This is a genomic window from Roseomonas sp. KE2513, from assembly GCF_016107305.1.
Taxonomy (GTDB): Bacteria; Pseudomonadota; Alphaproteobacteria; order Acetobacterales; family Acetobacteraceae; genus Roseomonas.
On record NZ_RCVR01000005.1, the window covers coordinates 171,935 to 198,532 of the forward strand.

Sequence of the window (26,598 nt, forward strand, 5' to 3'; positions counted from 1 at the left end):
GACCGCCCCAGGGAACCGCCCCTCCCGGTGTTGATCTGGCCACCCCCGCAGGGCCGCCCGGGCCTTAAGCCAAGCCCTGATCAGCCAGCGCTAGCCGCTCCCCGCCCTGCCTCGCTGGCGAGGGGAGCAGCGATCGTGCAGCGCACCCCGTCCGCACCCAGCTCGTAGCTCGTCCTCGCGCCGAGCTGATAGGGCAGGGCGCGCTCGATCAGTTCGCGTCCGAAGCCCCCGGGCCGGAGCCCTGTGCCGCCAGGTATGGCAACCCCCGCTTCCTGCCACAGCACATGGAGCCAGGGCGCCTGGCCCGGCTCCTCAAGCGCGATGTGCCAGGAGACGGTCAGGCGTCCCTCCGCCTGGCGCAGGGCCCCGTATTGAGGGCGTTCGTCGCCAGCTCGTGCAGTGCCAGCGTGAAGAGTTGCGCCTGCGCCGCCGGCAGATCGATCGCCGGCCCGCCGACGATCACCCGCTCCGACCGCCCGGCGCCCAGTGCCGCAAGCTCGGCGGCCACGAGGTCGGCCAGCGGCACCGTCCAGGCCGGCGCGCGGGAGAGGAAGCCCTGCACCCGGCCCAGCGAAGACAAGCGTGCATCGTACTTCTCGAGCGCCGCCGACGTGCCCAGGCTCCGGCGCGCAATGGTGCGCACGACCCCCAGCAGGTTCCGCGTGCGGTGCTGCAGCTCGGCCACCAGGACCTGAAGCCGCTCCTGGTTCTGCTCCAGCATCGCGGCGTTGCGCTTCAGCGCATCGATATCCGTGATGACCGCGACCGCCCCGCTGACCCTCCCCAGCGCATCCTTGATGGGAACCGCGGCCACCCGGGTCCAGATCTCGCGGCCGTCCTCCTGTGCGTAGCTCATCTCCAATCCGGGCAGGACCTGCTCGCCACGCAGCACGCGGGAGCCAGGGAAGTCCGAAAGCTCCATGCGGCGCCCGTCCGGCTGGTAGGCACGCCACCGTTCCCGGCGCGCCTCGTCGAGCGAAGGCATGTGTCCGGTTGGCAGGAAGCGGCGCATCTCCTGGTTGGAAAGGATGAGGTCGCCGCGGCTGTCCAGCACGCCAATGCCGACCGGCAGGACATGGAAGACCGTGGCAAGCCGCTCCTCGCTCTCGCGCAGCCGCTGCTCGATACGCCTGCTGAACAGGGCCTGCAAAATGGCCGGGGCGAGCGCCTCGGCCGCCTCCAGATCCTCCGGACGATACCCGCCCTCGCGGTTGCCCAGCCCCAGCATCCCGATCGTGCGCCCGGCATGGATCAGCGGCACGCCCAGGAATGATCTCAGCGGTGGATGTCCCTTGGGCGTCCCAATCCGGTCGGGGTGCGACGCGGGATCGTTGGCAATCAGCCCCTTTCCGTCCAACAGCACCCGACCGTAGATGCCATGGAGCTTCAGCCCCGTCGGCGCCTTCCCCTTCGGGAAGGAGGGATCCTCCATGGAGAAGGCCTGCCAGCCGCGCTCGCTGACGGAGAGATCGTCGAGCCGATTCGTCCTGAAGTTGATCTCGCCCATGAAGCCGAAGGCGCTCCCCGTCACCTCCTCGGCCACGGCAAGGCAGACCTGGCCGAGCTCCTCCTCCGTGGCGGCGGTCAGCGCCTCCTTGAAGATCCGGTTGATGCCGTCGAGCACCGCATTCTTCCGCTCGAGACGCTCGTCGGACCGCCCCTGTGCGCCGACCGCATGTCCGGCCACATGAACGCAGACGACATCGCCCGCGTCGTCGCGAACAGGGGTGAGCGTGGCGTCGAACAGGCCGGTGCCTGCCTCCTCGCCAGCCCTGCCCAGTGCCTGACCGGTAACCTGCACGGCCTCGCCCGCGAAGGCGCGGGCGTAGAGAGTCCTCGCCGTGCTCCAGCCTTCCGGAAAGGTGGCGGGCAGGGGCTGCCCCAGCGCGGCCGGGTGCCGCTCGCCATAAAGCCGCGCCGCCGCATCATTGTAGATCAGGATCAGCTCCGCCCCACAAACCAGAGCGGAGACCGATGGGCTTGCGAGCACGAACTCGACCATGAGCTTCAAGCGCTCCGGCCAATCCTCGACTGGACCAAGCGGCCCGGCAGCCCAGTCATGGGCCCGGATACGCCCTGCCATTTCGCTGTCCTGAAAGGGCCAGGAAAGGCCCCACGTCGCGCGATTCCCCATGGAAACAGTAACGCTTGTCCGGAAAGCCCGGTCCAGTCGAGCTGCCGAGAGGTCGATCCAACTTGGACGACAAGTTGATCCCACCTCGAGGGTCCTTCCCTATCCTTAACACTGCTCCAGTGGCCCGGCCCGGTCCGCAGCCGACGAGAGCCGTGGCCAAAGGGAGCGACCCGAACTGCCGCCACCAATTTTCGTGAACGGCCTATAACCCGGGAGCCCTGATCCCTTGGGGCGAGTGCTGGAAAGAGGCCGCTACGCAACGCTCGCCGACGAAGCAGGAAGCGCGCCTGATCATTCCTGTATCGTCGCATTCCGGAAGCCAGCCGCCCACCGCGATCCGCTCCAGAAATCGCCCTCAAAGCGGAACCGTGTTCCCTAGAACGGCAGGATCGCATCCAGCAGCTGCTGACCATAGCGCGGCTGCTGCACGTCGCTGATCGTCCCACGCCCGCCATAGGCGATCCGCGCCTCCGCCAGCCGGTCGTGCTGCACCGTGTTGTCGCTCGCGATATCCTGCGGCCGGATGATTCCCGCAACCGTCAGGTCGCGCATCTCGTGGTTCACCCGCACCTGCTGCCGCCCACCCACCACGAGGTTCCCGTTCGGCAGCACCTGGTTCACCGTCGCCGCGATCCGCATCGTCACCGCCTCGTTGCGCTGGATCTTGCCGTCGCCGTTCGAGGTATTGGCCGAATTCGCCTCCACGAGCTTCGTCGGATCGATCCCGCTCGGCAGCAGCCGCGCGTAGGACGAATCGAGCCCCATCAGCCGCGGAAGCCCCATGTTCTCCGTATTCCCGCGCGACCGCTCCGAGGAATTGGAGAGCTGCGCCGTATCCTTGATCGCGACGAGAACCGTGATCAGGTCCCCCACCGCCGCCGCCCGCTGGTCCCGCAGGAAGGTGCGGCTCCCCGGCCGCCACAGGCTGTTCGCCACGAGCTGCCGCGAGTCCTGCGGCGACGGCATGGGCATGGAGACCGGCCGGTAGTCCGGATCCCGCGTCGGATCCGCGATCGGCGCCAGCTCCGGCGCGTGCCCCACCCGCGCCAGCCGCTCGACCGAGCCGCAGCCCGCCAGCAGCGCCCCCATCAGCAGCCCCACCGAAATCCTGGCGAGCTTCGTCATCGCACCCCTCCTCACCGGTTCGCCGGCACGCTGCCGCTCGGCACGCTTCCAAAAGCCACACGCACACGCCCGGGCCCGATCGCCTCCGCCTGCACCATCGCGCGGGAGGAAAGGTTCATCACCGGCACCACCTCGCCTCGCGCCGCCGGCGCCATCGCCCGCCCCTGCGCCGTCAGGCTCAGCCCCGGCCCGTCGATCAGCATGAGCACCGTCGCGTTCCGCTCGATCACGGCCGGCGCCGAAAGATCGACCATCGCGAAGGGCAGCCCCTCCGCCACCGGCCGCCGCAACGCCTTGCCCACCACCTGGCCCGGATCGGTCGCAAGCCCCGGCCGCACCCGCTCCGCCCGCTGCCGCACCAGCCGCAGGTCCTCGGCCTGCACCACCTCGCCCAGCGCCAGCCGCCGCGTCGCGATCACCACCACCGAGGTCGCCACGGCCCGCCCCGCCAGCCGCAGCCGCAGCGTCGGCACTCCCTCCGCCACGACAACCAGCGTCGCCGAGAAGCGATTCGTCGCCGCCTCGAAGGCCGGCTGCTCCAGCGCCAGCTGCGTGAAGGAAGCCAGCGGCACCATCGGCGCCTGGAACCCCGGCAACTCCAACTCCGCCGCCGGGTCGAGCCCCATCCGCCCGAACTCCGCGCGCAGCAGGTCCAGCACCTCGTCGCGCGGCACCGCGCGCCCGGGCCGCTCCACCATCACCGTGTCCGCCGCCGTCAGCGGCCGCCACAGCACGCCATTCGCCCGCGCGATCGCGAGAAGCTGCGCCGGCTCCACGACGATCCGCCGCCCCGGCGCGGGCGAGGGCCCGACCACCCGCGCTGCGTTCTGCCCGGCATTGTCGAACAGGTCCGACAACCGGATCGCCGCATCCTCCACCACCGCCACCGGCCGCAGCAGCGCGAGATCCGCCCGCGCCGAGAGCGGCGCCAGCAGCAGCCCGACCGCGAGAAGCGCCCCCCGCACCGCGCTCACCGCAGCCGCGCCACGGTGTTGAGCATCTCGTCGCTCGCCGTGATCACCTTGCTGTTCATCTCATAGGCGCGCTGCGCCGTAATGAGACTCGTGATCTCCTGCACCACGTTCACGTTCGATGTCTCGACGAAGCCCTGCATCACGTTGCCGAACCCGGGCGCCCCCGGCGCCCCCTGCTGCGCCGCGCCGGAGGAGGCGGAGGCCATCAACAGGTTGTCGCCCACCGCCTCCAGCCCGCCCTCGTTCGCAAAAATCGCAAGCTGGAACTGCCCGACATTCTGCGCCGCCGTCTGCCCGTCGAGCTTGACCAGCACCTCACCGTTGCCGTTGATCGTCACGTCCCGCGCATTGGCGGGAATAGTGACCCCTGGCGCCACCGGATAACCCTCCGCCGTCACGATCACGCCCTCGGGCGAAAGCCCCAGCGTGCCGTCCCGCGTAAAGGCCGTCTCGCCCGAGGGAAGCTGCACCTGCAGGAACCCGTTGCCGCGGATCGCGATGTCGAACTTGTTCTCCGTCTGCTGCAGGCTCCCCTGCTCGTGGATGCGGTACACGCCCGCCGCCCGCACGCCGAGCCCGACCTGCGCGCCCGACGGCAGCGTTGTCCCCGTATCCGAGGACTGCGAGCCCACGCGCCGCATGTTCTGGTACATCAGGTCCTGGAACTCCGCGCGCCGGCGCTTGAATCCCGTCGTGCTCATATTCGCGATGTTGTTCGAGATGACCTCGACATTCGTCTGCTGGGCCATCATGCCCGTGCCGGCGGTCCAGAGCGCGCGCATCCGCTAGAACTCCCCAACCGGCGACCGCCGGCACTGCTTCATTGACGATTGGCCGGCCGTCCAGAGCGCGCGCGCCGGCTGCCGCTCCCCCTTCGGCAAAGACCGGCCCCTGATCCCGAACCCACTCATCAGCTGCGCTTCCGAAGGATGCGCTCGACCGCCGTCGAAACGCGGTCGCCCTCCTTCTCCACGAACTGCGCCATGAACTGGAACTCCCTCATCTCGGCCGTCAGCCGCGTCAGCTCCAGCACCGGCTGCACGTTGCTTCCCTCCAGCGCGCCCTGCACCACCGCCGGCCGCTCGATCGTCTCCGGCGCCTGCCCGGGCGCCGCCGCCAGCAGCCGGTCGCCTTCGGGCACCAGCCGCTGCGCTTCGGCGAACCGCACGACGCGAATGCGCCCGATCTCTCCGTTCTCGCTCGACAGCGTGCCGTCGCCCTTGATCGTCAGCCGCGTGTCGTTCGGCGAGACGCGCAGCGGATTCCCGCCGGTGTCGAGCAGCGAATTTCCCTCCATGTCCACGATCGTCCCCTCGGGCCCGAGGCTGAACCGCCCCGCCCGCGTGTAGCGCTCCCCCCGCGGCGTCCCGACGGAGAAGAGCCCCTCGCCGGAGATCGCGACATCCAGCGGATTCGCCGTCATCTGCACCGGCCCCGGCCGCTCGTCCCGCCAGGCCGCGCGGTCTTCCGAGAAATGCAGCGATTCGCCGCCGGGCACCGACTGCGCGCCCCTCTGGCGCTCGAGGTGATCGGCGAAGGCCGGCCGGATGGCGCGGAACCCCGGCGTCTCCGCATTCGCCATGTTGTTCGCGAGCACGGCCGTGGACCGATTCTGCGCCACCAGCCGCGAGAGGGCGATGTAGCCGGCATTGTCCATCTTCCGTCCGCCTCCTGCGTCAGGGGCGCCACCATGCGCCGCGAAGGTTTCAGAACCGTTGGCGCAACCCGCGTGCCACTCCTTCTCGCGCCCCGGCCCGCCCTCGCTGCCGCCCATCCGGCAAGAACTGCCGGTCAGGCGGCCATTCGCACCCGGTGCAACCCTCCGTTAACCGCATCCGGTCAGGATCACCTCATCGGAACGGCAGGAAGCACCCGACGACAATGTCCAGCGCGGCGATCACGGCGGATGAGGGGGAGGCGGCCTCCGTCAAGGGCGGCAAGAAGAAGCTCATCGTCATCGCCCTCGTCCCGCTGCTCCTCGGCGGGGCCGGCGCGGGCCTCTGGTTCAGCGGCCTCCTGCCCTTCGGCAAGTCGGGCGACCACGCGGCGGAAGCCCCCGCGCACGGCGCCGCGCCCAGCGCCCACGGCGCGCCCGCCGCAGGCCACGGCGCCCCGGCGGCTGCCGGCCACGCCGCCGGCGCGCAGGCCGGCCGCGGCAACGTCTTCCTCGACATGCCAGAGGTCCTGACCAACCTCAACGTCACCGGCCGCCGCGCCACCTTCATCCGCCTCCGCGCGAAGCTCGAACTCGCCGCGGATGCCGACATCGCGGCCACCAACGCCGCCATGCCCCGCCTGCTCGACCTCTCCCAGACCTACCTGCGGGAGATGCGGCCGGAGGAACTGCGCGGCAGCCAGGGCACCTACCGCCTGCGGGAGGAACTGCGGAACCGCGCCTCGGTGGCCGTCGGCCCGGGCAAGGTGCTCGACGTGCTCTTCGTCGAACTTATCGTGCAGTGAGGGCGGGTCGATGAGCACCGAAGACGACGATCTCGCCGCCGCCTGGGGCGCCTCCCTCGACGAGGAGGGCGACGACGCACCTGCGGCGACCTCCGGCGCCGACGCCGCCCGCGTCCTCAACCAGGCCGAGATCGACAGCCTTCTCGGCTTCGACGACGGTCCCGCCGAGGGCGCGAAGTCCGGCATCGAGCGCATCATCAGCAGCGGCCTCGTCTCCTACGAGCGCCTTCCGATGCTCGAGATCGTCTTCGATCGTCTCGTGCGCCTGATGAGCACCACGCTCCGCAACTTCACCTCCGACAACGTCGAGGTCTCGATCGACGGCATCACCTCGCTCCGCTTCGGCGACTACCTCAACTCCATCCCGCTCCCCGCCATGCTGGCTGTCACGAAGGCGAAGGAGTGGGACAATTACGGCCTGATGGTCGTCGACTCCGCGATGATCTACTCCGTGGTGGACGTCCTCCTCGGTGGCCGCCGCGGCACCGCCGCCATGCGCATCGAGGGCCGTCCCTACACGACGATCGAGCGCACGCTCGTGGAGCGCCTCATCGGCGTCATCCTCCGCGACGTCTCGGCGGCCTTCGAGCCCCTCTGCCCCGTGGAGTTCCAGTTCGAGCGTCTGGAGGTCAACCCGCGCTTCGCCGCTATCTCGCGCCTCTCCAACGCCGCCATCCTCGTGAAGCTTCGCGTCGAGATGGAGGACCGTGGCGGCCGCGTCGAGCTCCTCCTCCCCTACGCCACGCTCGAGCCCGTGCGCGAACTCCTCCTCCAGCAGTTCATGGGCGAGAAGTTCGGTCGGGACTCCATCTGGGAGAACCACCTGGCCGACGAACTGCGCCACACCGACGTCGCCCTCGACGTCGTGCTGGACGACCAGCCACTCCCGCTCTCGGCCGTCGTCAACCTCAAGCCCGGCGATCGCATCACGCTGAACGTCGGCCCCGGCGCGCCCGTGGTGCTCCGCTGCGGCGAGGTCTCCCTCTTCGAGGCGATGCTCGGCCGCCGCGAGAACCGCCTCGCCGTGAAGATCGAACGCGAACTGAAGCGCATGGAGGCGGAGGAGCCGGCATGACCGTCATGGGCATCATCGAGTGGATCCTGCAGGGCGCGCTGCTCGTCCTCCTCCTCGCCGCCATTCCTTTCGCCCTCCGGCTCGAGCGCGGCCTCGCCGCCATTCGCCGCGACCGCGCCGCCCTGAACGACGGCGCCGAGGGTGTCGAGACCGCGGCCCGCGGCGCGCAGTCCGTCCTCGCCGCGCTGCGTTCCTCCCTCGAGGTGCAGGCCCGCCAGGCGGCCGCCGCCGAGGCCCTGCGCGACGACCTCCGCTTCCTCATCGAGCGCGCCGAAGGCCTCGCCGACCGCCTCGAGGGCGCCGTCCGCCGCGCCCGCCCGCTCGCCGGCCCGCCCGGCGCCGCGCCGGCCGAGGAACCCGCGCGCAGCCAGGCCGAGCGCGACCTCCTCCAGGCGCTGAGGCAGGCCCGCTGATGCCAGCCCCCGTCGCAGCGAAGCGCGGCCTCGCCGCGCGGCTCCCCCGCGCGAAGCCGCGCCTGCTGCCCCTCATCCTCGCGACCTGCGCGGTCCTCGCGCTGGTGAAGGCCCAGGCCCTGCTGAGCGCGGCCCCCAACGGCGCGGTGCTCGTCTCGCCCGCCGCCGCCTCCTCGCCCCCGCCGGCCCCCGCGCCCGCTCGCGCCGCAGCCCCGCCGGCGCCGCTGCCCGAGCCCGTGCCGCCCGACCCGGTGGACCAGGCCGAGCGCGCCCTCCTCGGCCGCCTGCGCGAGCGCCGCTCCGAGTTGGAGGCGAAGGAAGCCGCCTTCGCCGCCCGCGAATCCGTCCTCGCCGCCGCCGAGCGCCGCCTCACCACGCGCCTCGAGGAAATGGCCGCCCTGCAGGCCCGCCTGGAAACGCTCGAGCGCGGCCGCGGCGAGCGCGAGGAGGCCGGCTGGCGCGGCCTGGTGAAAACCTACGAGGCGATGCGCCCCCGCGACGCCGCCACCGTCTTCGACGAGCTGGAGATGCCCGTGCTCCTTCAGATCGTGAACCGTATGCGGGAGGCGAAGGCCGCTCCCGTGATCGGCGCCATGCGGCCCGATCGGGCAAGAAGCCTGACCGCGGAGCTGGCCCGGCTCCGCGCTGCCACAAACCGGACGGACTGAAAGAAGAGCCTTTTGATGGACAAGAACACCAACGTGCTCATCGTCGACGACTACAAGACGATGCTGCGCATTATCAGGAACCTGCTCAAGCAGCTCGACTTCAACAACGTCGAGGAGGCGACCGATGGCCAGGAGGCGCTCGCCAAGCTCCGCGCCGGCCATTTCGGCCTCGTCATCTCCGACTGGAACATGGAGCCGATGACGGGCCTAGACCTGCTGAAGGAGGTGCGCGCCGACGCCCGCCTGAAGTCCATTCCCTTCATCATGATTACCGCCGAGAGCAAGACCGAGAACGTCGTCGCCGCTCGCGCCGCCGGCGTCTCGAACTACATCGTCAAACCCTTCAACGCCGAGACGCTGCGCGAGAAGATCGAGAAGGTGATGGCCCATGCTTAACGTGGACCGCGCCCAGATCGCGCTGAACGTCATGTCGGGCCTCAACAGGACCGAAGCCACCCTCCTGCAGGAGCTGGAGGCCCTCGGCCGCATGGTAGCCCATGCGAAGGAGGAGATCGCGGCCATGCGCGTGGAGAACGTGGACGCCACGCATCTCCCCGCCGCGACCGACGAGCTCGACGAGGTCGTGAAGAGCACCGCCAACGCCGCCAACGAGATCCTCGATGTCTGCGAGACGCTCGAGAACCTTCAGCCGAGCCTCCCGCCGGAGGCCTCGGATACGGTCGCCGTCTGCGTCACCCGCATCTACGAGGCCTGCGCCTTCCAGGACATCACCGGCCAGCGCATCGGCAAGGTGGTGAACGCGCTGAAGCAGATCGAGCAGCGCGTGCGCGAGACCACCGGCCGCTACGCGCCCTCCGTCGCGCTCCCCGCCCGCACCGGCCCTGCCCGGACAGAGGGCGAGCGCCTGGCGAACGGCCCACAGCCCGTCGCCGCCGCCTCCTCCCAGGCGGAGATCGACGCCCTGCTCGCGAGCTTCGACTGATGCGCTTCGCGGCGACCGGCCTCGCCCTGCTCCTCCTCGCCTCGCCCGCCCTGGCGGAGCGCGTCGGGGTGCGGCTGAGCGACCAGCCCGGCAACAGCCGGGTGGTTCTGGACCTCGCCGCGCCTGACACGCCCTACCGCGTGGAGACCTGGCCGAGGGGCACCTTCGTGCGCCTCGGCCCCAACCTCACCCTGGACATGCCGGCCAACCGCCGCATGCCCCGCAACCTCCGCGGGATCGAGGCGAACGCGGACGGCCTGCTGCTCACCACCCGCCCCGGCACGCATCTCCGCCACCAGCGCGCCGGCAACCGGCTCGTGCTGGAGGTGCTCGACGGCCCGCCCCCGCGCGCCGGCCGCGGCACCCCCGCGCCCGAGTCCGCGCCGCCGCTGGCCCTCGCACCGCCCAACCCCGCCCCGGCTCCTCCTCTGCCGGCCCTTACCGCCGCCCCGGTCACGCCCGTCGTCGTCGCCCCGCTCCCACCACCCGCCGAGCCCCCGGCGCCCGCGCCCAGCGGCACCCCCCTCCGCCTCGTCGGAGACGGCGACCGCCGTGCCCTCGCGCTGCCCCTCGCCCCCGAGACGGCCCTCGCCATCCTCCGCCGCGGCGACCTCCTCCTGATCGTTCTCGACCAGCCGCAGGAATTCGACGCCACCCCGCTGCGGGACGATCCCGTCTTCGGCGCCCTCGAGGTCGAGACCCGCCCCGAGGCCACCGTCCTCCGTCTCCCACTCGCCGCCCCGGCCTCGCTGCGCGCCGGGCGCGACGGCGCCCGCTGGTTCCTCACCCCCGTCGCCACCCCCGAGCGGGAGCGCTCCATCCTCGCCGAGCCCGAGGGCGCCCGGATGGTCATGCGCGTCGCCGCCCCCGGCCGCCCCGTCCCCATCCCCGACCCTGAGACTGGCCTGCCCCTCCTCCTAGGCACGGTGCGCGAGCCCGGCCAGGCCATGGGTGGCACGCGCAGCCTCGCCCAGCTCGATCTCCTCCCCACCCAGCTCGGCGTCGCGGCCCTCGCCCGCGCCGACACCGCCTCCCTCCGCCGCGTCGGCGACCGCTTCCTCCTCTCCGGCCTCGGCGGCGTCGCGGCCCTGCCCGACGCCGCCGAGGCCGCCGCCATGTCGCGCCTGATGGACCTGGCTTCCCTCGACAACGCCGCTGCCAACGAGCGCCAGCGCGCGCAGAGCGCCAGCCTCGCCGCCACCCCGCCGCTGGCCCGCCTGCCGATCCGCCGCGCCGCCGCCGAGGGGCTTCTCTCCCTCGGCATGGCGCACGAGGCGCAGTCCATGATGCGCCTCGCCTTCCAGGAGGATTCGCGCGCCTCGACGGACCCCGCCGCCCTTCTCGTCCACGGCGCCGCCGCCCTCCTGGCCAACCGCCCCGCCGAGGCCGCGAACCTCCTCTCCCCGGCCCTCCCGCCAAGCGACGAGCTCACCCTCTGGCGCGCCGTCCTCGCCGCCGGGAGGGGCGAGCCGGCCGCCACTGGCTTTGCCGCCACGCTCCCCCTCATGCTCATCTATCCCGAGCCGGTCCGCGCCCGCCTTCTCCCCCTGGCGGCCGACACGCTGATCGAGGCCGGCGACCTCACCTCCGCCCGCCGCCTCCTCCGCGGCGCGGGCGATCGCCCGGACCTCGCCCTCGCTCGCGCCCGCCTGGCCGAGGCCGAGGGCCGCCGCGACGAGGCCCTGTCCCTCTACGCCGCGCTAGGGCAGGGGAGGGACCGCCTCGCCCGCGCCCGCGCCCTCCGCCGCTCCGCCGAACTACGCCTTGCCGCCGGTATGCTGGACAATGCCGGCGCCGCCGCCGCCCTCGAATCCGCCCTCTTCGCTTGGCGCGGGGACGGCGAGGAATTTGCAACCCGCCTCCGAATCGCCGTGCTCCGCCAGGCCGCTGGCGACAGCCGCGCCGCACTCGACCTCCTCCGCGACACCGGCAAGATCTTCCCCGACCGCACCGAAGCCCTCCGCGCCGCGCAGGAAACCGCCCTCATCCAAGCCCTCGCGCAGGAGCAGCCGACCGTCGCCATCGCTCTCTTCGAGGCCAACGAATCCCTCCTCCCGCGCGATGCCCGCGGCACCGAGGCCCTACTCGGCCTCGCCGAGCGCCTCGCCGGGATGGACCTCCCCGACCGCGCCGCCACCCTCGCCGAGCGCGCTGGGGAGCGCGCCACGCCCGCCCAGCGCCCCGCCCTCGCGCTGCAGCTCGCGGGCTTCCGCCTTGCGGCCGGCGATGCCCCCGGCGCCCTCACCGCCCTGGAGTCCGCCCCCGCCACCCCCGAGAACACCGCTCCCCGCGGCCTCCTCGCCGCCCGCATCAAGTCCCGCCTGGGCGACGCGGACGGCGCGGCCTCCATCCTCCGCTCCCTCGGCACCCCCGGCCTTCCCGCGCTCGCCGCTCTCCTCGCCGAGCGACAGGACTGGGCCGGCGCCTCGGACGCCGCCGCCGCCCTCGCCGCCACTCGTCCGGACGAAGCCTCCACACCGCGCGACGTTCTGCGCGCCGCAGCCTTCGCCACCCTGGCGCGCGACACCGCGCGCCTGATCGCACTGCGCGGCGACTGGGCCCCCCGCCTCGGCAACGGTCCGCTCGCCGAAGCCTTCCGCCTGCTCACCACCGATCCCGTTCAAGGCCTCGCCGACCTGCCGAGGCTCACCCGCGAACTGGACCTTTTCCGGGGAATCTCTGCAGGGCTGGAGGCCTTCCGGACCGCAGCCGCTGTTTCGCGCTGAGCTGCGCGTCCAACGCGGGGGGGCGCCGCGTTTTTTTCGGCCGGAAAATTCGTAATTTCGCTTGCGTGGGGGGGCGGGGTGCCTCATATGCGCCCCCCGTTGACCTGATCGAATTCCCGATCGCCCTGGTCATCGCCGGTCGAGGATTGGGGGGCCCGCTGATGGACACTCTTGTTGCTCCGCTGGGGATGGTTTCGGATTTCAGCCCGAGCGAAGCCCTGCACACTGAGGAGACGAAGGACTACTTCGTCGAGAAGAACGGCATCCGCTTCGCCGGGACTCACCTGATTATCGATCTGTGGGGGGCGACGAATCTCGACGACCCAGCGCATATCGACGAGATCCTGCGCGACGCCGCCATCGAGACGGGCGCGACGATTCTCCACGGCCACTTCCACCACTTCCAGCCGAATGGCGGAGTGAGCGGCGTGCTCGTGCTCGCCGAGAGCCACGTGTCGATCCACACCTGGCCCGAGAAGTCCTACGCCGCGCTCGACATCTTCGTCTGCGGCGCCTGCGACCCTTATCTGGCGATCCCCGTGCTCAAGCGCGGCTTCCTGCCGGAGCGCGTGCAGCTCGCGGAACACCGCCGCGGCATGCAGGCCTGAAGCAGAAGCTTCACCTGACCTGACCAGGGGCGGGCCCTAGGGTCCGCCCCTTCTTCTTGTCCGGAGCAGCGCGATGACGACCGACATCTGGGTGAACGAAACCCTCTATGCCGGCTGGGGCCAGCGCTTCCGCGTCGTGCGGGAGCTCGCCCGCACCCACTCGGAATTTCAGGACATCCTGATCTTTGAGTCGGAGACGCATGGCCGCGTCATGCTGCTCGACGGCGCCGTGCAGATCACCGAGATGGACGAGTTCGTCTATCAGGAAATGCTGACGCACGTGCCGCTCCTCGCCCATGGCGAGGCGAAGCGCGTCCTCATCATCGGCGCCGGCGACGGCGGCGTCCTCCGCCGCGTCCTCCAGCACCGCAACGTCGAGCGCGCGGTGATGGTCGAGATCGACGGCGAGGTCATCCGCCTTGCCAAGGAATTCCTGCCGAACATCGCCGGCGACGCCTGGAACGACCCACGCGCCGAGGTGCTGGTGGCCGACGGCATCGACTACGTCCGCCGCGCCGAGGCCGGCTCCTTCGACGTCGTCATCGTCGACAGCACCGACCCCGTCGGCGTCGGCGAGGCGCTCTTCACCGACGAGTTCTACGCCAACACGGCCCGCCTGCTGACGGATCGCGGCCTTGTCGTGAACCAGTGCGGCGTTCCCGCCATGCAGGCCGAGGAACTCGCCGAAACCTCGCTCCGCCGCGCAAAGTCCTTCCCCGACATCCACGCCTATACCGCGGCCGTCCCCACCTATGTCGGCGGCCTGATGACCCTCGGCTGGGCCGCGAAGGACGCCTCGATGCGCGCGATCGCCCCGGAAGAAATCCGGCGTCGCGCCGAGGTGGCCGGCATCCTCGGCACCACCAGCTACTGGACGCCGGAAATTCACGCGGGCGCCTTCAACCTGCCGCCCTATATCGCGAAGCACCTCCCGAAGAACGGGTAAGCGTTTCGGCCGCCGCGCTCCACCGGTTCCCCATCTGGCCGTCCCCGCCGCGTCATGCGGCGTGCGGGATGGATCGGGAACGCGGGGACGCGGCGGCCGTAACCCTATTGGTTCGCAAAGCCCTGCACGAGGCTCGCCGAAACCAGCCGCCACCCGTCGACCATCACGAAGAAGATGATCTTGAACGGCAGCGCCACCACGCTCGGCGGCAGCATCATCATGCCCAGCGACATCAGTAGCGAGGCCGCCACCAGGTCGATCACGAGGAACGGCAGGAACATCAGAAAGCCGATCTCAAACCCCCGCTTCAGCTCACTCACCATGAAGGCCGGCACCAGCGCGCGCCACGGCGTCGCCTCCGGGCCTGCCGGCGCCGGCAACTGCGCGAGATCGAGGAACAGCGCGAGATCCGAATCCCGCGCATTCGCCGCCATGAACTTCCTGAACGGCTCCGCCGAGGCCGATAGCCCGTCCAGCTCCGCCATCTGCCCCGCGAGCATCGGCTGCAGTCCCTGCGCCCAGGACGCCTCGATCACCGGCTGCATGACGAAGAAGGTGAGGAACAGCGCCAGCCCGATCAGCACCGGATTGGGCGGGATCCCCTGCGCCCCGATCGCGCTCCGCAGGAGCGACAGCACGATGACGATCCGCGCGAAGGCCGTCGCCATCACCAGAAGGGAAGGGGCCAGCGACAGCAGCCCGATCATCGCCGTCAGCTGCACCAGCCGCGCCGTGCTGCCCGAACTGGACCCGCCGAGATCGAGCGAAACCGACTGCGCTACCGCAGCCCCGACGGGCAGCAGCACGAACCCCGCGATCAGAGCCAGCCGACGAAAACGTCCGCCGGCCCGCCCGTCAACACCAGCGCCTCGCGCCCGTCCACCCGCAGGATCACGGCGCGCCGGCGCGGATCGATGGCCGTCGCCTCCAACACCCGCACCCGCCGCGGCCCCGAGGCCGCCATCCCGCCCCGCCGCGCCAGCCGCGCAACGAGCCAGAGCAGCCCCAGCACCACGGCCAGCGCCCCGGCCGCGCTCACCCACTGCCCCATCGCCTCGTTCATGCCCGCCCCCCGGCCCGGCCACGGAAAACCGGCTCATCGCGCCCGAAGCTGGCCATGCAGCCCCTCCACCTGGCGAAGCAGGTCGGTCAGGGCGGGCCGCGCGGCGCGGCCCTCCTCCGGCGGCAGGGCGGCCACGGCGTCGCAGATCGCCGCGACCTCCTTGTCCAGTCCCCCAAGGTCGAGCGTCCGTCCCGTGATCAGGAGGACCTCTGCGAGGCTCAGCACGCCGTGCAACTCATCGACGGCGGCGAGAACGGCTTTTTGCGGCGTGCTCGTCATGCGGCAGAGTTTGCCGCCCCAACCCTTCCAAACCGTTAACGCCGCTCCGCGCCGCATCAAGCATCGGTTAACCAACCCGGCGGATAATGCCGGGCATGGACCGAACCACCCCCGCCGCGGCCAGAAGCCCGATCGAGCTCGCCGAGGCCCGCCTCCGCTGGCTCGACCGCCGGCAGGAGGTCCTCGCGCGCAACATCGCCAACGCCGACACGCCGAACTTCCGGGCCCGCGACCTCACGCCCTTCGCCGCCCAGCTCGCCCGCGCCACCGGCACCCAGGGCATGGCCCGCACCAGCCCCGGCCACCTCGTCGGCACCGGCAGCGCCGCCGGCACCCGCCCCGATCGCGCGGCCGAGGTCTCGCCCGACGGCAACGCCGTCTCGCTCGACGAGCAGGCCATCAAGGTCGCCGACACCGACACCGCCCATTCCCTGGCAATGAGCCTGCATCGCCGCTGGACGGGCATGTTCCGCACGGCCCTCGGCCGCAACGGATAGACCGCAAGGAAACCCCCGCATGGACATGGACAGGGCACTCCGGATCTCCGCCGCCGGCATGGCGGCGCAGTCCACCCGCCTCCGCGTGGTGGCGGAAAACCTCGCGAACCGGGACAGCACCGGCAACACCCCGGGCGCCGATCCCTATCGCCGCCGCACCGTCAGCTTCGCCAACCAGCTCGACCGCGCGACGGGCGCGCAGACCGTCTCCGTCTCGCGCATCGGTCAGGCCCCCGGCGACTTCCCCAGGCGCTTCGACCCCTCCAGCCCCGCCGCCGACGCCCAGGGCTATGTGAAAACGCCCAATGTCGACAGCCTCATCGAGGTGATGGACATGCGCGAGGCCCAGCGCAGCTACAGCGCCAGCCTCTCGGTGCTGGAAACCACGCGCGGCATGCTCACCCGCACGATCGAGTCGCTGCGCTGATGCCCGCCCCGATCGGCGCCGCCGCCGCAGCCGCCGCCTATCGCGGCGTGAACGCCACCCCCTCGGCGGGCGGGGGAGGGGAGGGCTTCGGCGGCGCCCTCAAGCGCGCCATCGAGGGCGCCGTCGACGCCGGCCGCCAGGCCGACGCCGCCAGCTCCGGCGCCATCCTCGGCCAGGTCAGCGTCACCGACACTGTCCTCGCCGTCACCCGCGCCGAGATGGCGCTGCAAACCGCCGTCGCCGTGCGCGACCGCATGGTCTCCGCCTACCAGGACGTCATGCGCATGCCGATCTAGCGCGCCCCGTCCGCCGACACCGCTCGCACAAAGGCCAGGAGGGCCGAATGGACGTCGAACTCGTCGCGCAATCGATGCGCGACGCGATCTGGATCTGCCTGCAATTGGGCGCGCCCCTGCTGATCGCGCTCCTCGTTGTCGGCCTCGCCGTATCGGTCATCCAGGCCCTCACCCAGATCCAGGAAGCCTCGCTCGCCTTCCTGCCGAAGCTCGCCGTCACCGGCGGCGGCCTCCTCCTCCTCGGCCCCTTCATGGTCGAATCGCTCCGCGCCTGGACCGTCACCCTCTTCGACCGCATGATCGCCCTCGGCGGCATGCCGTGACCGAGGCCGAGCTCCTCGCAGCCCTGCCCTCGCTCGCCTTCCAGGCCGTGCTCATCCTCGCCCGCCTCGGTGCCGCCGCGATGATCCTCCCCGGCCTCGGCGAGAGCGACGTGCCCGCCCCGGTCCGCCTGGCCCTCGCCCTCGGCCTCGTGCCGCTCCTGCTGCCCGTCCTCGCCCCCGCCCTCCCGGGGGCCCCGGACGACCCCGCCACCATCCTCCGCCTCCTCGCGCTGGAGGTCGCGACCGGCCTCTGGATCGGCGGCCTCGCCCGCCTCCTGGCGCTCGCCTTCTCCGTCGCCCTTCAGGCCGGCGCCACCCTGCTCGGCCTCGCCAACATCCTCGTCCCGGACGCGGCGCTCGGCAGCGGCGCCTCCGCCCTCGGCCGCCTCGGCACGCTCGCCGCCGCCGTCCTCGTCCTCTCCACCGGTCTGCACGCGCTGCCGCTTCGCGCCCTCACCGAGTCCTACACGCTGCTGCCCCCCGGCGCCCCCTGGCCCGCCGCCGAGGCCGCGGGCGAACTCGCCGAGGCCGGCGGCGCCATGCTCGCCCTCGCGCTCCGCCTCGCCGCGCCCTTTGTGCTCGCCGCCGTCACCATCAACCTCGCCATGGCGCTCATCGCCCGCGTCGCGCCCTCCATCCAGGTCTTCTTCGTCGCGGCGCCCGGCCAGATCGTCGCCGGCCTCGCGCTCCTCGCCCTCCTCGCGCCCTCGCTCCTGGACGGCTTCATGGTCGCGCTCCAGGCCCGCTGGTCCACCCTCCCGGGGCTTCGCTGAACCATGGCCGAGGAGGAGGGCGCCGACGCCGAGGACCGCCAGGGCCCACCCAGCGCCCGGCGGCTCGAAAAGGCGCGCGAGGAAGGCCAGGTCCCGAACTCGCGCGAGGCCTCGGGCTTCATGGCCCTCCTCCTCGCCATCCTCGCCGCCGCCTCCGCCCTTCCCACGATGGGCCGCGACCTCCTGCGCGCTCTCCGCGGCATCCTGGAACGCGGCCACGAGCTATCGGCCCAGCAGGCGCTGGAACTCCTCCAACCCTCCGCCCTCGTCCTCCTCCCCGTCCTCGCCGCTGCCGCGATCGGCGCCGCCGGCACCACGCTCCTGCAAACCCGCGGCCTCGTCTCCGCCCAGGGCCTCAAACCACAACTCTCCCGCCTCTCCCCGATGTCCGGCTTCAAGCGCCTCGTCGGCATGGAAGCGCTGATCGAATTCCTGAAGACGCTCCTCAAGATGGCCCTTGTCGGCGCCGCCATCTGGCACGCCGGCGCCGCACCCGAGTTGCTCGAAACCCTGATGCACCAGCCGGCCGCGGCACTCCTCTCCACCGTCGCCGACCAGGGCCTGCGGCTTGTCGCCGCCACCCTCGCCGCCTTCGCCCTCCTCGCTGCGGCCGACGTCTTCCTCGTCCACTTCCGCCACCTCCGCCGCCTGCGGATGAGCCGCGAGGAGATGAAGCAGGAGGCGAAGGACAGCGAGGGCGACCCGCATGTGAAGGGCAAGCAGAAGGCCGTCCGCCAGCAGCGCGCCCGCCAGCGCATGATGGCCGCCATCCCCCGCGCCGCCGTCGTCATCACCAACCCCACCCACTTCGCCGTCGCCCTCGGCTACGACGAGGGTTCCGCCGCCGCCCCGAAGATCCTCGCCAAGGGCGCCGACGAGGTCGCCGCCCGCATCCGCGAGCGCGCACGCGAGTCGGGTGTGCCCCTCGTCTCCAACCCGCCCCTCGCCCGCGCCCTCTTCAAGCTGCCGCTCGAGACTGAGATCCCGCCCGAGCACTACCAGGCCGTCGCCGAGATCATCGCCTTCGTCTGGCGCGCCCGCAGCAACAGGCCGCCGCTATGAACCGCCCCCGCGCGAGGACCGCGTCCGCACCGCTGGACGCGCCCACCGCCCACGCTAGGCTGGCCCCCATGGCGGACGGCATCCGGAGGGCACTCGGACTTTCCCGGCCGGGCCCCGCGCCGGGCACGGCCCAGCCCGCGCTCATCGACGCGCTCCCTCAGGGCGCCGCCCTGCTGGACGCGGCGAACACGCTCCTCCACGCCAACCCCGCCCTCCGCCGGATGCTCGGCCCCGCCGTCCCGCTGCGCCCGGGCACCCCCGCGATCTCCCTCGCGAGCCTCGCGGCCCGCCCCGCCATCCTCCAGTGGCTCGACAGCCCCGCCCCGACAGCGCTGGAGGCCGAGCTCGCCCAGCCCGAGGGCCAGCCCCCGCTGCTCGCCGCCCTCACCCTCTCTCCCCTCCCGGACGGCACCCGCATCCTCCTGGCCGAGCACCTCTCCGAGCGCGCCCGCGGCCGCGAGGGCGCCGCCGCCGGCGAGCGCCTCCGCACCGTCGGCCAGCTCGCCGGCGGCATCGCCCACGACATCAACAACCTTCTCTCGATCATCGTCTCCTCGGTGGACGTCGCCCGTGAGGCCGCTCCGCAGGCCGCCGCCGACCTCCAACCCGCGCTCGACGCCGCCGCCCGCGGCGCCGCCCTCGTCCGTCGCCTCCTCGCCTTCGCCCGCCGCCAGCAACTCGAACCCCGCGTGGTCAGCCTCGACGACACCGTCGCGGCCATGACCCCCATGCTCCGCAGCCTCCTCGGCCCGCGCATCACCCTCGACCTCCGCCCCAACGCCCTCGGCCGCCGCGTCCGCGTGGACCCCGTCCAGCTCGACCAGGTCCTCCTCAACCTCGCCACCAACGCCCGCGACGCCATGGCCGGCCTGCCCGAAGGCACCGCCCGCCTCGCCATCGCCACCGACACCGCCGTCGCCCTGCGCGAGGAACCCGGCCTCCCCGACACCCTGCCCCCCGGCCGCTGGGTCGTCCTCGAAGTCACCGACAACGGCCCCGGCATGCCCCCCGAAACCCTCGGCCGCGTCGTCGAGCCCTTCTTCACCACCCGCGCGTCCCAGGGCGGCACCGGCCTCGGCCTCGCCACCGTCCACGGCATCGTCCGCCAGTCCGGCGGCGCCCTCCAGATCGAGAGCCGCCCCGGTCACACCCGCTTCCGCATCGCCTTCCCCCGCCACGAGGGAGAGGCCGAAGCACCCGCGGCAACCGTCACCCCCGCACTCCCCCCGCGCCCGGCCACCCGCCACATCCTCCTCGTGGACGACGAAGCCCCCCTCCGCCGCCTCTCCGCCGTCGCCCTCGAGCGCGCCGGCCACCGCGTCACCCAGGCCGAGGACGGCGACACCGCCCTCGAACTCGTCGAAGACGGCCTCACCCCCGACGCCCTCGTCTCCGACATCTCCATGCCCGGCACGGACGGCGTCGCCCTCGCCCGCGCCCTCCGCGCCAGGCGCCCCGACCTCCCCGTCATCCTCACCAGCGGCTACGCCGAGGCCGCCCTCGGCACCGACCTCACCCGCGACCTCTCCCCCGGATCACAGGCAACCGAAGGGGCAGGGCAGGGGCCAGGACAGGCAAGCGCCCCCCGCCCCCCCACCCGCTTCCTCCCCAAGCCCTACCGCCCCGCCGACATCGTCGAAGCCGTCGCCAACCTCCCCTGAATCGCCCGCTTTCCCCTTGCTTTCGCCGACCCTGAACATAATATGAACATCCCGGACCGGGGCGGCGTTTCACCTTGTGCACGCCCACCCCGGCCGGTTAACAAGCGCGTGAGGCGGTGGTGTTACACGCCATCCACTCATCCGCCGGTGGCACGCGACGCGTCCACCGAACGCAAGGGGCTACTTCCACAATGGAAAAGAACAAGGCTCTCGAGGCCGCTCTCTCCCAGATCGAGCGCTCCTTCGGGAAGGGCTCCATCATGCGGATGGGCGGCAAGCAGATGAACGAGGAAGTGGAGGTCGTCTCCACCGGCTCCCTCGGCCTCGACCTCGCACTCGGCATCGGCGGCCTCCCCAAGGGCCGCATCATCGAGATCTACGGCCCCGAGTCCTCGGGCAAGACCACCCTCGCCCTCCAGGCCGTCGCCGAAGCCCAGAAGAAGGGCGGCACCTGCGCCTTCATCGACGCCGAGCACGCCCTCGACCCCGGCTACGCCCGCAAGCTCGGCGTGGACGTGGACAACCTCCTCATCTCCCAGCCCGACGCCGGTGAGCAGGCGCTAGAAATCGCCGACACCCTCGTCCGCTCCGGCGCCATCGACGTGCTGGTGATCGACTCCGTCGCCGCCCTCGTCCCCCGCGCCGAGCTCGAGGGCGAGATGGGCGACAGCCACGTCGGCCTCCACGCCCGCCTCATGTCCCAGGCACTGCGCAAGCTGACCGGCTCCATCAGCCGCTCCAACTGCATGATGATCTTCCTCAACCAGATCCGGCTGAAGATCGGCGTCATGTTCGGCAACCCGGAGACGACCACGGGCGGCAACGCCCTGAAGTTCTACGCCTCCGTCCGCATGGAAATCCGCCGCATCGGCCAGATCAAGGACCGCGAGGAAGTCGTCGGCAACCAGACCCGCGTGAAGGTGGTGAAGAACAAGATGGCCCCGCCCTTCCGGCAGGTCGAGTTCGACATCATGTACGGCGAGGGCGTCTCCAAGGTCGGCGAGCTCATCGACCTCGGCGTCAAGGCCGGCGTGGTCGAGAAGTCCGGCGCCTGGTTCTCCGCCGACAGCCAGCGCATCGGCCAGGGCCGCGAGAACGCCAAGCAGTTCCTCCGCGACAACCCCGCCCTCGCGGAGTCCATCGAGAAGCGCATCCGCGATCAGGCCAACCAGGTCGCCAACGCCATGATGGTCGCCCCGGACGCCGAGGAAGCCGCCGCCGCGGCGGAGTAACCTCCGCGCCGGCACGGAACGACGAAGGGCCGCACCTCCGGGTGCGGCCTTTTTTCGTTTTCGACCGTGGCGAGCGGCCCGAGGGAAGGCCCTGCCGGCCTTCGGCGTCCGAGGCAGTGCCTCGGACCCCCCGATACCCCCATCCGCCAGGAGCCTGAGGCCCCTGGACCCGCAATCTGCTTCTAAGCTGATGTAGTGTTCTTGTTCTTGGGCGTTCTCGGCACCTTAATCGGTCGAGGTAGGTCACTTAGGTATTTGCGTAGATCTAGGAGTGCTTTGGAGCGTACTAGACCAGCAGCGCTTTTCGTATCTACGTAATGAGGATTGCTGCGAAATTTAAAAATGGAGCACCATTTTTTTGGGTCGACGGCAATCGACTCGATGTGCATAAATCCATTTCCTTGCCGCAACTCCGACGGTGTTTGTACTTCGGAAAATGCCCGATAAGTTTTTGTTCCTAAAGCTTTATTTTCGACCGCGAAATGCCATTTATACCACGCTTTTGGCCTGCATCCCTCGAACGCCTGCATCAAAGCTACTACATACGCACTCTGATCGACGGCACCAAAGTATACATTCTCACTTGCTCTAATTATTTGTAAAGCGTTTAGAGCATCTATATCTGCTGTCCGCGATGTCGAGACCACATTATTTCCATCGAGTTTTGCACTGTAGATACCTTGATCATAAGCGGCATACAGTAGCCTTGGGGTGAGTGGAAGTGTGAGCATGTAGCCACTACTTATTGTGCCCGATCCCCCGAGAAGATGTTTTAGTCTTTGCGTACGGAAGCGATTGGAAGCAACTGCAGGGTTGTCGGACGTGATAAAATCCGTTCCGGTTTTATTTAAGATCAGGCAATCTGCCAAACCTCCTAAGTACGGGATCGTTTTTAGAAAGTGGCCTAAACTCTCTCCAGGAATGTCCTTCGGGTCAAACGTTGCCCAAGCTCTTCCTTCCGCGTCCCCGTCGAAGACAAAGTCAGCCATTTCAACAAAGGCGCTAGCTTGTTGCTTTGCCATTGCGTCAGTACGAAGATACTGGAGATAAGCAAAAAATCTCAGAAATTGGCGGTCTTCTCCGGAAAGACGTCCGGATTGGGCGGTTGCTTTACGTACAATGCTGGAATAGCGTCCCTCCCAATTGTTGAAAATTGCGTCTATATCGCCTGTGCGATCGTAAAAATAGTCTCTGGCGCACTGTTCCTTAATGCCCGCACTTGGGATCACAAACTTTCTTCGAATATTAAAGGCTACAACAGTTTTTCCATTTTGGTTGCTAGAGAATGGTCTCATGTGGCATTTTGGCACGAAGTGTTGTGACTTATATTGCAAGATTGCTTTTCTCCCACGTACGTGGCCGTGTCAACGGAAATTGTCATCTTACATAGGCGGCATATATCTAATGTCCAATAATTTACGGGTTTAGTCGCTCAGCGACGCTAGAGAACTAAACGGTCACAGTCTTTACGGTGTTCACCTGTTCCTCTTGACAAAAGGACTTCATTCCTTTATCAAGGCATCTTGACCTTGGCGGAGGCCCCCCAATGTCCCGCCTCACCCCACCCCGCCCCTTCACCCCCCTCTCGGACGACGCCTGGCAGGCCCTCCTCCCCTACGTCCTCCCCCGCGCCCCGCAGGGCCGTCGCATCCCCGACCTGCGCCACCGCATGAACGCCCTCTCCACCTCGCCCACACCCCGGGCGACCCCTGGCGCACCCTCCCGCCCGAGTACGGCAACCCCCAGACCGTCGCCCGCTTCTTCCGCCGCCTGACTCACGCCGGCCTCTGGCACCGCCTCCTCGAAGCCTTGGCGGAGGCCGCCCCCAACCACCCCCTCCGCTCCATCGAGTACGCCATCTGCCGCGCCACCCGCCGCGCCGCCCGCCTCGGCGGCATGCCCTTGCTCCTCCTCATCCGTAAACTCGGCCTCCGAACCGCCCTCAACGCCCCGCCCTGGCTCCTCCCGGACCCCTATTTGCCCGAAATCGTCGCCCGAGCCCCGCGCCCCCGCCTCGAACCCACGAAAGCCTCGCTCGAGGCCGTCCGATCCCACCTGAAAACCCTCGCCGCCCTCACCAGGGCCGCCGCCGGCCGCAAGCGCATCCCCCCTTCGGTCAGGAACGCCTGGCCATGACACCCCCGCCCCTCGACGCCCCCACCCCCGCCGGGCTAAGGGCACCGGTCGCGTCCGCGCGAGGAATCGGAACCAAAACACCCGCCATGACCAGCAGCAACGACGTCCGCGCCACCTTCCTGGACTACTTCGCCCGCAACGGCCACGCCGTCGTGGACAGCAGCCCCCTGGTGCCGCGCAACGACCCCACGCTGCTCTTCACCAACAGCGGCATGGTCCAGTTCAAAAACGTCTTCACCGGCGCGGAGCGCCGCCCCTACAACCGCGCCACGACAGCCCAGAAGTGTGTCCGCGCCGGCGGCAAGCACAACGACCTCGACAACGTCGGCTACACCGCCCGCCACCACACCTTCTTCGAGATGCTGGGGAACTTCTCCTTCGGCGACTACTTCAAGGAACAGGCCATCCACCACGCCTGGACCCTGCTCACGAAGGACTTCGCGCTAGACCGCGAAAAGCTCCTCGTCACCGTCTACCACGAGGACGACGACGCCGCCGCCCTCTGGAAGAAGATCGCCGGCCTCTCGGAAGAGAAGATCATCCGCATCGCGACCAGCGATAACTTCTGGCGCATGGGCGACACCGGCCCCTGCGGCCCCTGCTCCGAGATCTTCTACGACCACGGCCCCAGCATCCCCGGCGGCCCCCCCGGCAGCCCGGACGAGGACGGCGACCGCTTCATCGAGATCTGGAACCTCGTCTTCATGCAGTTCCTCGAGCAGCCGGCAGGGGTCCGCAACCCCCTCCCGCGCCCCTCGATCGACACCGGCATGGGCATGGAACGCTTCACCGCGATCATGCAGGGCGTCCACGACAACTACGACACCGACACCTTCCGCGCGATCATCCTGGCCAGCGCCGAGGCCACCGGCCAGGACCCGGACGGCCCCTTCAAGGCCAGCCACCGCGTCGTCGCCGACCACCTCCGCTCCGGCGCCTTCCTCATCGCCGAGGGCGTGCTCCCCTCCAACGAGGGCCGCGGCTACGTCCTCCGCCGCATCCTCCGCCGCGCCATGCGCCACGCCCACATGATGGGCGCGAAGGACCCGCTGCTCCCCCGCCTGGTCCCGGTCCTCAACCGCCAGATGGGCGCCGCCTACCCCGAACTGGTCCGCGCGGAATCCCTCATTACCGAAACCCTCCGCCTGGAAGAAACCCGCTTCCGCCACCTCCTCGAGCGCGGCCTCGGCCTTCTCGCGGAGGAGACCGCGAAGCTCGGCGACCGCCAGCCCCTCCCGGGCGATGTCGCCTTCCGCCTCTACGACACCTTCGGCTTCCCCCTCGACCTCACCCAGGATGCCCTCCGCGCCGAGGGCCGCCCCGTGGACACCGAGGGCTTCGAGACCGCCATGGCCGAGCAGCGCCGCCGTGCCCGCGCCGCCTGGTCCGGCACCGGTGACGCCGCGACGGAAACCCTCTGGTTCGACATCAAGGAACGCCTCGCCACCGGCACCGAGTTCCAGGGCTACACGACGGAACGCGCCGAGGCCTCGATCCTCGCCATCGTCGCCGACAACAAGGAAGTCACCGAGGCCCCCGAGGGAACCGAGGTCTCGGTCGTCCTCAACCAGACCCCCTTCTACGCCGAGTCCGGCGGCCAGGTCGGCGACGCCGGCCTCATCACCGGCCCCGATAACCTCCAGATCGCGGTGCGCGACACCCAGAAGAAGCTCGGCCTCTTCATCCACATCGGCATCGTCCAGCACGGCACCGCCAAGACCGGCGCCCCCGTCCTGGCGGAGGTCGCGCACCACCGCCGCAGCGCCATCCGCGCCCACCACAGCGCCACCCACCTCCTGCACGAAGCCCTCCGCCGGCGCCTCGGCGACCACGTCGCCCAGAAGGGCAGCCTCAACGCCCCCGACCGCCTCCGCTTCGACGTCTCCCAGCCCACCCCCATGTCCCCCGAGGACCTGCAATGGGTGGAGCAGGAGGTGAACCTCCGCATCCGCCAGAACGGCGAGGTCACCACCCGCCTGATGACCCCCGAGCAGGCGGTCGAGGCCGGCGCCATGGCCCTCTTCGGCGAGAAGTACGGCGACGAGGTCCGCGTCGTCGGCATGGCCCACGACCCCGAGGCCACCTCGCGCCACGGCGTCTATTCGCTGGAACTCTGCGGCGGCACCCATGTGAACCGCACCGGCGACATCGGCCTCTTCAAGATCGTGGGTGAGAGCGCCGTCGCCGCCGGCGTCCGCCGCGTGGAAGCCGTCACCGGCCCCGCCGCCCTCGCCATCGTCGAGGAAGAGGAGCGCCTCCTCCGCGAGACCGCCGCCGCCCTCAAGGTCCCCGCGAGCGAGGTCCCCGCCCGCATCACGGCCCTGCTGGAGGACCGCCGCAAGCTGGAGCGCGAGATCGCCGACCTCCGCCGTAAGCTCGCCACCGGCGGCAGCGCCTCCGAGGTCGAGGAAGTCGCCGGCCTCCGCGTCTCCCTCCGCGACCTCGGCGAGGTTCCGCCCCGCGACCTGAAGGGCCTTGCGGAAGCCATCCTCAAGGGCGGCACCGCCGACGTCGTCGCCCTCGTCTCCTCCGCGGAAGGAAAGGCGAGCATCGTCGTCGCCGTTGGCGAGGCCGCGAAGGGGAAGGCGGACGCCGTCACCCTCGTCCGCGCCGCCTCGGCCGCGGTCGGCGGCAAGGGCGGCGGCGGTCGCCCGGACATGGCCCAGGCCGGCGGCCCCGAGGGCGGCAAGTCAGCCGAAGCCCTGGCCGCGATCCGCGGCGCCCTGGCGGCGTGACGCGTGGGGCGGAACTCCCCCGGCAAAGCCGAGGCGACCCGC

The 26,598-nt window shown here is 70.4% G+C and carries 30 protein-coding genes; 20 read left to right on the plus strand and 10 right to left on the minus strand.

Going from position 1 to position 26,598, the window contains the following annotated elements; translation table 11 throughout:
* Window positions 1–80: 80 nt before the first annotated feature.
* The 6 genes from D9599_RS07375 to D9599_RS07400 all read right to left on the minus strand — a co-directional run bounded on the left by D9599_RS07375 (window position 81) and on the right by D9599_RS07400 (window position 5,890).
* Entirely contained in the window at window positions 81–284 is a 204-nt protein-coding gene (locus D9599_RS07375) for a hypothetical protein (protein ID WP_198380571.1), read from the minus strand.
* A 53-nt stretch (window positions 285–337) separates the two neighbouring features.
* Window positions 338–2,083: a GAF domain-containing protein gene (locus tag D9599_RS07380; protein ID WP_198380572.1), complete on the minus strand. Its 1,746-nt coding sequence runs from the start codon at window positions 2,081–2,083 to the stop codon at window positions 338–340.
* 426 nt (window positions 2,084–2,509) lie between these two features.
* Complete coding sequence (gene flgH / locus D9599_RS07385) at window positions 2,510–3,259, minus strand: flagellar basal body L-ring protein FlgH (RefSeq protein ID WP_198380573.1); 750 nt, start codon at window positions 3,257–3,259, stop codon at window positions 2,510–2,512.
* Between the two features lie 11 nt (window positions 3,260–3,270).
* Window positions 3,271–4,233: a flagellar basal body P-ring formation chaperone FlgA gene (gene flgA, locus D9599_RS32235; protein ID WP_198380574.1), complete on the minus strand. Its 963-nt coding sequence runs from the start codon at window positions 4,231–4,233 to the stop codon at window positions 3,271–3,273.
* Window positions 4,230–5,015 (minus strand): flagellar basal-body rod protein FlgG, encoded by a 786-nt coding sequence (gene flgG, locus D9599_RS07395; RefSeq protein WP_198380575.1) that lies wholly within the window; start codon window positions 5,013–5,015, stop codon window positions 4,230–4,232. The genes flgA and flgG overlap by 4 nt, the downstream gene beginning before the upstream one ends.
* 128 nt (window positions 5,016–5,143) lie before the next feature.
* On the minus strand, window positions 5,144–5,890 hold the full coding sequence (locus tag D9599_RS07400) for a flagellar hook-basal body complex protein (RefSeq protein ID WP_198380576.1): 747 nt from the start codon (window positions 5,888–5,890) through the stop codon (window positions 5,144–5,146).
* Between the two features lie 224 nt (window positions 5,891–6,114).
* On the opposite strand from D9599_RS07400, the gene D9599_RS07405 reads away from it, so the two are divergent.
* The 9 genes from D9599_RS07405 (at window position 6,115) to speE (ending at window position 14,072) form a co-directional block, all read left to right on the plus strand.
* Window positions 6,115–6,693, plus strand: a complete 579-nt coding sequence (locus D9599_RS07405) for a flagellar basal body-associated FliL family protein (protein ID WP_198380577.1) — start codon at window positions 6,115–6,117, stop codon at window positions 6,691–6,693.
* 10 nt (window positions 6,694–6,703) lie between these two features.
* Window positions 6,704–7,768 (plus strand): flagellar motor switch protein FliM, encoded by a 1,065-nt coding sequence (gene fliM, locus D9599_RS07410; RefSeq protein ID WP_198380578.1) that lies wholly within the window; start codon window positions 6,704–6,706, stop codon window positions 7,766–7,768.
* Window positions 7,765–8,181, plus strand: a complete 417-nt coding sequence (locus tag D9599_RS07415) for a DUF6468 domain-containing protein (protein ID WP_198380579.1) — start codon at window positions 7,765–7,767, stop codon at window positions 8,179–8,181. Before fliM ends, D9599_RS07415 begins: the two co-directional genes overlap by 4 nt.
* Window positions 8,181–8,849: a MotE family protein gene (locus tag D9599_RS07420; RefSeq protein WP_198380580.1), complete on the plus strand. Its 669-nt coding sequence runs from the start codon at window positions 8,181–8,183 to the stop codon at window positions 8,847–8,849. The genes D9599_RS07415 and D9599_RS07420 overlap by 1 nt, the downstream gene beginning before the upstream one ends.
* A gap of 15 nt (window positions 8,850–8,864) precedes the next feature.
* Window positions 8,865–9,245: a chemotaxis response regulator CheY gene (locus D9599_RS07425; protein WP_198380581.1), complete on the plus strand. Its 381-nt coding sequence runs from the start codon at window positions 8,865–8,867 to the stop codon at window positions 9,243–9,245.
* Entirely contained in the window at window positions 9,238–9,792 is a 555-nt protein-coding gene (locus tag D9599_RS07430; RefSeq protein ID WP_198380582.1) for a protein phosphatase CheZ, read from the plus strand. Before D9599_RS07425 ends, D9599_RS07430 begins: the two co-directional genes overlap by 8 nt.
* Window positions 9,792–12,518: a hypothetical protein gene (locus D9599_RS31895; RefSeq protein WP_198380583.1), complete on the plus strand. Its 2,727-nt coding sequence runs from the start codon at window positions 9,792–9,794 to the stop codon at window positions 12,516–12,518. Before D9599_RS07430 ends, D9599_RS31895 begins: the two co-directional genes overlap by 1 nt.
* 161 nt (window positions 12,519–12,679) lie before the next feature.
* Window positions 12,680–13,126, plus strand: a complete 447-nt coding sequence (speD, locus tag D9599_RS07440) for an adenosylmethionine decarboxylase (RefSeq protein WP_198380584.1) — start codon at window positions 12,680–12,682, stop codon at window positions 13,124–13,126.
* Between the two features lie 73 nt (window positions 13,127–13,199).
* On the plus strand, window positions 13,200–14,072 hold the full coding sequence (gene speE, locus D9599_RS07445; protein WP_198380585.1) for a polyamine aminopropyltransferase: 873 nt from the start codon (window positions 13,200–13,202) through the stop codon (window positions 14,070–14,072).
* A 104-nt stretch (window positions 14,073–14,176) separates the two neighbouring features.
* On the opposite strand, the gene fliP is transcribed toward speE, so the two are convergent.
* Genes fliP through D9599_RS07460 form a run of 3 tightly spaced genes read right to left on the minus strand, consistent with a single transcriptional unit; the run spans window position 14,177 to window position 15,414 of the window.
* The gene (gene fliP / locus D9599_RS07450) at window positions 14,177–14,878 is read right to left on the minus strand and encodes a flagellar type III secretion system pore protein FliP (RefSeq protein WP_309228567.1); all 702 of its coding nucleotides are present in this window, start codon (window positions 14,876–14,878) and stop codon (window positions 14,177–14,179) included.
* Window positions 14,879–14,889: 11 nt separating this feature from the next.
* Window positions 14,890–15,135, minus strand: coding sequence for a flagellar biosynthetic protein FliO (locus tag D9599_RS07455; protein ID WP_198380586.1), 246 nt, complete (start codon window positions 15,133–15,135; stop codon window positions 14,890–14,892).
* 33 nt (window positions 15,136–15,168) lie between these two features.
* Complete coding sequence (locus D9599_RS07460) at window positions 15,169–15,414, minus strand: hypothetical protein (RefSeq protein ID WP_043831377.1); 246 nt, start codon at window positions 15,412–15,414, stop codon at window positions 15,169–15,171.
* Between the two features lie 95 nt (window positions 15,415–15,509).
* Here D9599_RS07460 and flgB point away from each other — a divergent pair, with 95 nt between their 5' ends.
* From flgB to recA, 8 genes are all read left to right on the plus strand, one after another.
* The gene (flgB, locus tag D9599_RS07465) at window positions 15,510–15,911 is read left to right on the plus strand and encodes a flagellar basal body rod protein FlgB (RefSeq protein WP_198380587.1); all 402 of its coding nucleotides are present in this window, start codon (window positions 15,510–15,512) and stop codon (window positions 15,909–15,911) included.
* A gap of 19 nt (window positions 15,912–15,930) precedes the next feature.
* Window positions 15,931–16,338, plus strand: coding sequence for a flagellar basal body rod protein FlgC (flgC, locus tag D9599_RS07470; protein ID WP_198380588.1), 408 nt, complete (start codon window positions 15,931–15,933; stop codon window positions 16,336–16,338).
* Entirely contained in the window at window positions 16,338–16,634 is a 297-nt protein-coding gene (fliE, locus tag D9599_RS07475) for a flagellar hook-basal body complex protein FliE (protein ID WP_198380589.1), read from the plus strand. Before flgC ends, fliE begins: the two co-directional genes overlap by 1 nt.
* 47 nt (window positions 16,635–16,681) lie before the next feature.
* The gene (locus tag D9599_RS07480; RefSeq protein ID WP_198380590.1) at window positions 16,682–16,957 is read left to right on the plus strand and encodes a flagellar biosynthetic protein FliQ; all 276 of its coding nucleotides are present in this window, start codon (window positions 16,682–16,684) and stop codon (window positions 16,955–16,957) included.
* Window positions 16,954–17,730 carry a flagellar biosynthetic protein FliR gene (locus D9599_RS07485; RefSeq protein WP_198380591.1) on the plus strand — a complete coding sequence of 259 codons (777 nt, stop codon included), beginning with the start codon at window positions 16,954–16,956 and terminating at the stop codon, window positions 17,728–17,730. The genes D9599_RS07480 and D9599_RS07485 overlap by 4 nt, the downstream gene beginning before the upstream one ends.
* 3 nt (window positions 17,731–17,733) lie before the next feature.
* Window positions 17,734–18,792 (plus strand): flagellar biosynthesis protein FlhB, encoded by a 1,059-nt coding sequence (locus tag D9599_RS07490; RefSeq protein ID WP_198380592.1) that lies wholly within the window; start codon window positions 17,734–17,736, stop codon window positions 18,790–18,792.
* The gene (locus D9599_RS07495; RefSeq protein ID WP_232480245.1) at window positions 18,789–20,453 is read left to right on the plus strand and encodes an ATP-binding protein; all 1,665 of its coding nucleotides are present in this window, start codon (window positions 18,789–18,791) and stop codon (window positions 20,451–20,453) included. The genes D9599_RS07490 and D9599_RS07495 overlap by 4 nt, the downstream gene beginning before the upstream one ends.
* A 191-nt stretch (window positions 20,454–20,644) precedes the next feature.
* A complete protein-coding gene (recA, locus tag D9599_RS07500; protein ID WP_198380594.1) occupies window positions 20,645–21,685 on the plus strand; it encodes a recombinase RecA in 1,041 nt (346 codons plus the stop codon).
* A 182-nt stretch (window positions 21,686–21,867) separates the two neighbouring features.
* On the opposite strand, the gene D9599_RS07505 is transcribed toward recA, so the two are convergent.
* The gene (locus tag D9599_RS07505; RefSeq protein ID WP_309228571.1) at window positions 21,868–22,995 is read right to left on the minus strand and encodes a DUF4238 domain-containing protein; all 1,128 of its coding nucleotides are present in this window, start codon (window positions 22,993–22,995) and stop codon (window positions 21,868–21,870) included.
* A 236-nt stretch (window positions 22,996–23,231) separates the two neighbouring features.
* Between D9599_RS07505 and D9599_RS07510 the strand changes: the two genes are divergently transcribed.
* The 3 genes from D9599_RS07510 to alaS all read left to right on the plus strand — a co-directional run bounded on the left by D9599_RS07510 (window position 23,232) and on the right by alaS (window position 26,556).
* A complete protein-coding gene (locus D9599_RS07510; protein WP_198380596.1) occupies window positions 23,232–23,459 on the plus strand; it encodes a hypothetical protein in 228 nt (75 codons plus the stop codon).
* A gap of 35 nt (window positions 23,460–23,494) precedes the next feature.
* Window positions 23,495–23,821 carry a transposase gene (locus tag D9599_RS07515; RefSeq protein WP_198380597.1) on the plus strand — a complete coding sequence of 109 codons (327 nt, stop codon included), beginning with the start codon at window positions 23,495–23,497 and terminating at the stop codon, window positions 23,819–23,821.
* Between the two features lie 86 nt (window positions 23,822–23,907).
* On the plus strand, window positions 23,908–26,556 hold the full coding sequence (gene alaS, locus D9599_RS07520; protein WP_198380661.1) for an alanine--tRNA ligase: 2,649 nt from the start codon (window positions 23,908–23,910) through the stop codon (window positions 26,554–26,556).
* Window positions 26,557–26,598 lie beyond the last annotated feature (42 nt).

Coding starts and splice junctions, on each gene's coding strand:
- D9599_RS07425 (WP_198380581.1), top strand. CDS start 8,865: ATGGACAAGAACACCAACGTGCTCATCGTCGACGACTACAAGACGATG.
- D9599_RS07420 (WP_198380580.1), top strand. CDS start 8,181: ATGCCAGCCCCCGTCGCAGCGAAGCGCGGCCTCGCCGCGCGGCTCCCC.
- flgB (WP_198380587.1), top strand. CDS start 15,510: ATGGACCGAACCACCCCCGCCGCGGCCAGAAGCCCGATCGAGCTCGCC.
- fliE (WP_198380589.1), top strand. CDS start 16,338: ATGCCCGCCCCGATCGGCGCCGCCGCCGCAGCCGCCGCCTATCGCGGC.
- flgG (WP_198380575.1), bottom strand. CDS start 5,015: ATGCGCGCGCTCTGGACCGCCGGCACGGGCATGATGGCCCAGCAGACG.
- flgC (WP_198380588.1), top strand. CDS start 15,931: ATGGACATGGACAGGGCACTCCGGATCTCCGCCGCCGGCATGGCGGCG.
- D9599_RS07405 (WP_198380577.1), top strand. CDS start 6,115: ATGTCCAGCGCGGCGATCACGGCGGATGAGGGGGAGGCGGCCTCCGTC.
- D9599_RS31895 (WP_198380583.1), top strand. CDS start 9,792: ATGCGCTTCGCGGCGACCGGCCTCGCCCTGCTCCTCCTCGCCTCGCCC.
- speE (WP_198380585.1), top strand. CDS start 13,200: ATGACGACCGACATCTGGGTGAACGAAACCCTCTATGCCGGCTGGGGC.
- D9599_RS07455 (WP_198380586.1), bottom strand. CDS start 15,135: ATGAACGAGGCGATGGGGCAGTGGGTGAGCGCGGCCGGGGCGCTGGCC.
- flgH (WP_198380573.1), bottom strand. CDS start 3,259: ATGACGAAGCTCGCCAGGATTTCGGTGGGGCTGCTGATGGGGGCGCTG.
- D9599_RS07380 (WP_198380572.1), bottom strand. CDS start 2,083: ATGGCAGGGCGTATCCGGGCCCATGACTGGGCTGCCGGGCCGCTTGGT.
- D9599_RS07415 (WP_198380579.1), top strand. CDS start 7,765: ATGACCGTCATGGGCATCATCGAGTGGATCCTGCAGGGCGCGCTGCTC.
- D9599_RS07460 (WP_043831377.1), bottom strand. CDS start 15,414: ATGACGAGCACGCCGCAAAAAGCCGTTCTCGCCGCCGTCGATGAGTTG.
- D9599_RS07480 (WP_198380590.1), top strand. CDS start 16,682: ATGGACGTCGAACTCGTCGCGCAATCGATGCGCGACGCGATCTGGATC.
- D9599_RS07495 (WP_232480245.1), top strand. CDS start 18,789: ATGAACCGCCCCCGCGCGAGGACCGCGTCCGCACCGCTGGACGCGCCC.
- recA (WP_198380594.1), top strand. CDS start 20,645: ATGGAAAAGAACAAGGCTCTCGAGGCCGCTCTCTCCCAGATCGAGCGC.
- D9599_RS07510 (WP_198380596.1), top strand. CDS start 23,232: ATGTCCCGCCTCACCCCACCCCGCCCCTTCACCCCCCTCTCGGACGAC.
- speD (WP_198380584.1), top strand. CDS start 12,680: ATGGACACTCTTGTTGCTCCGCTGGGGATGGTTTCGGATTTCAGCCCG.
- D9599_RS07430 (WP_198380582.1), top strand. CDS start 9,238: ATGCTTAACGTGGACCGCGCCCAGATCGCGCTGAACGTCATGTCGGGC.
- alaS (WP_198380661.1), top strand. CDS start 23,908: ATGACCAGCAGCAACGACGTCCGCGCCACCTTCCTGGACTACTTCGCC.
- D9599_RS07400 (WP_198380576.1), bottom strand. CDS start 5,890: ATGGACAATGCCGGCTACATCGCCCTCTCGCGGCTGGTGGCGCAGAAT.
- D9599_RS07490 (WP_198380592.1), top strand. CDS start 17,734: ATGGCCGAGGAGGAGGGCGCCGACGCCGAGGACCGCCAGGGCCCACCC.
- fliM (WP_198380578.1), top strand. CDS start 6,704: ATGAGCACCGAAGACGACGATCTCGCCGCCGCCTGGGGCGCCTCCCTC.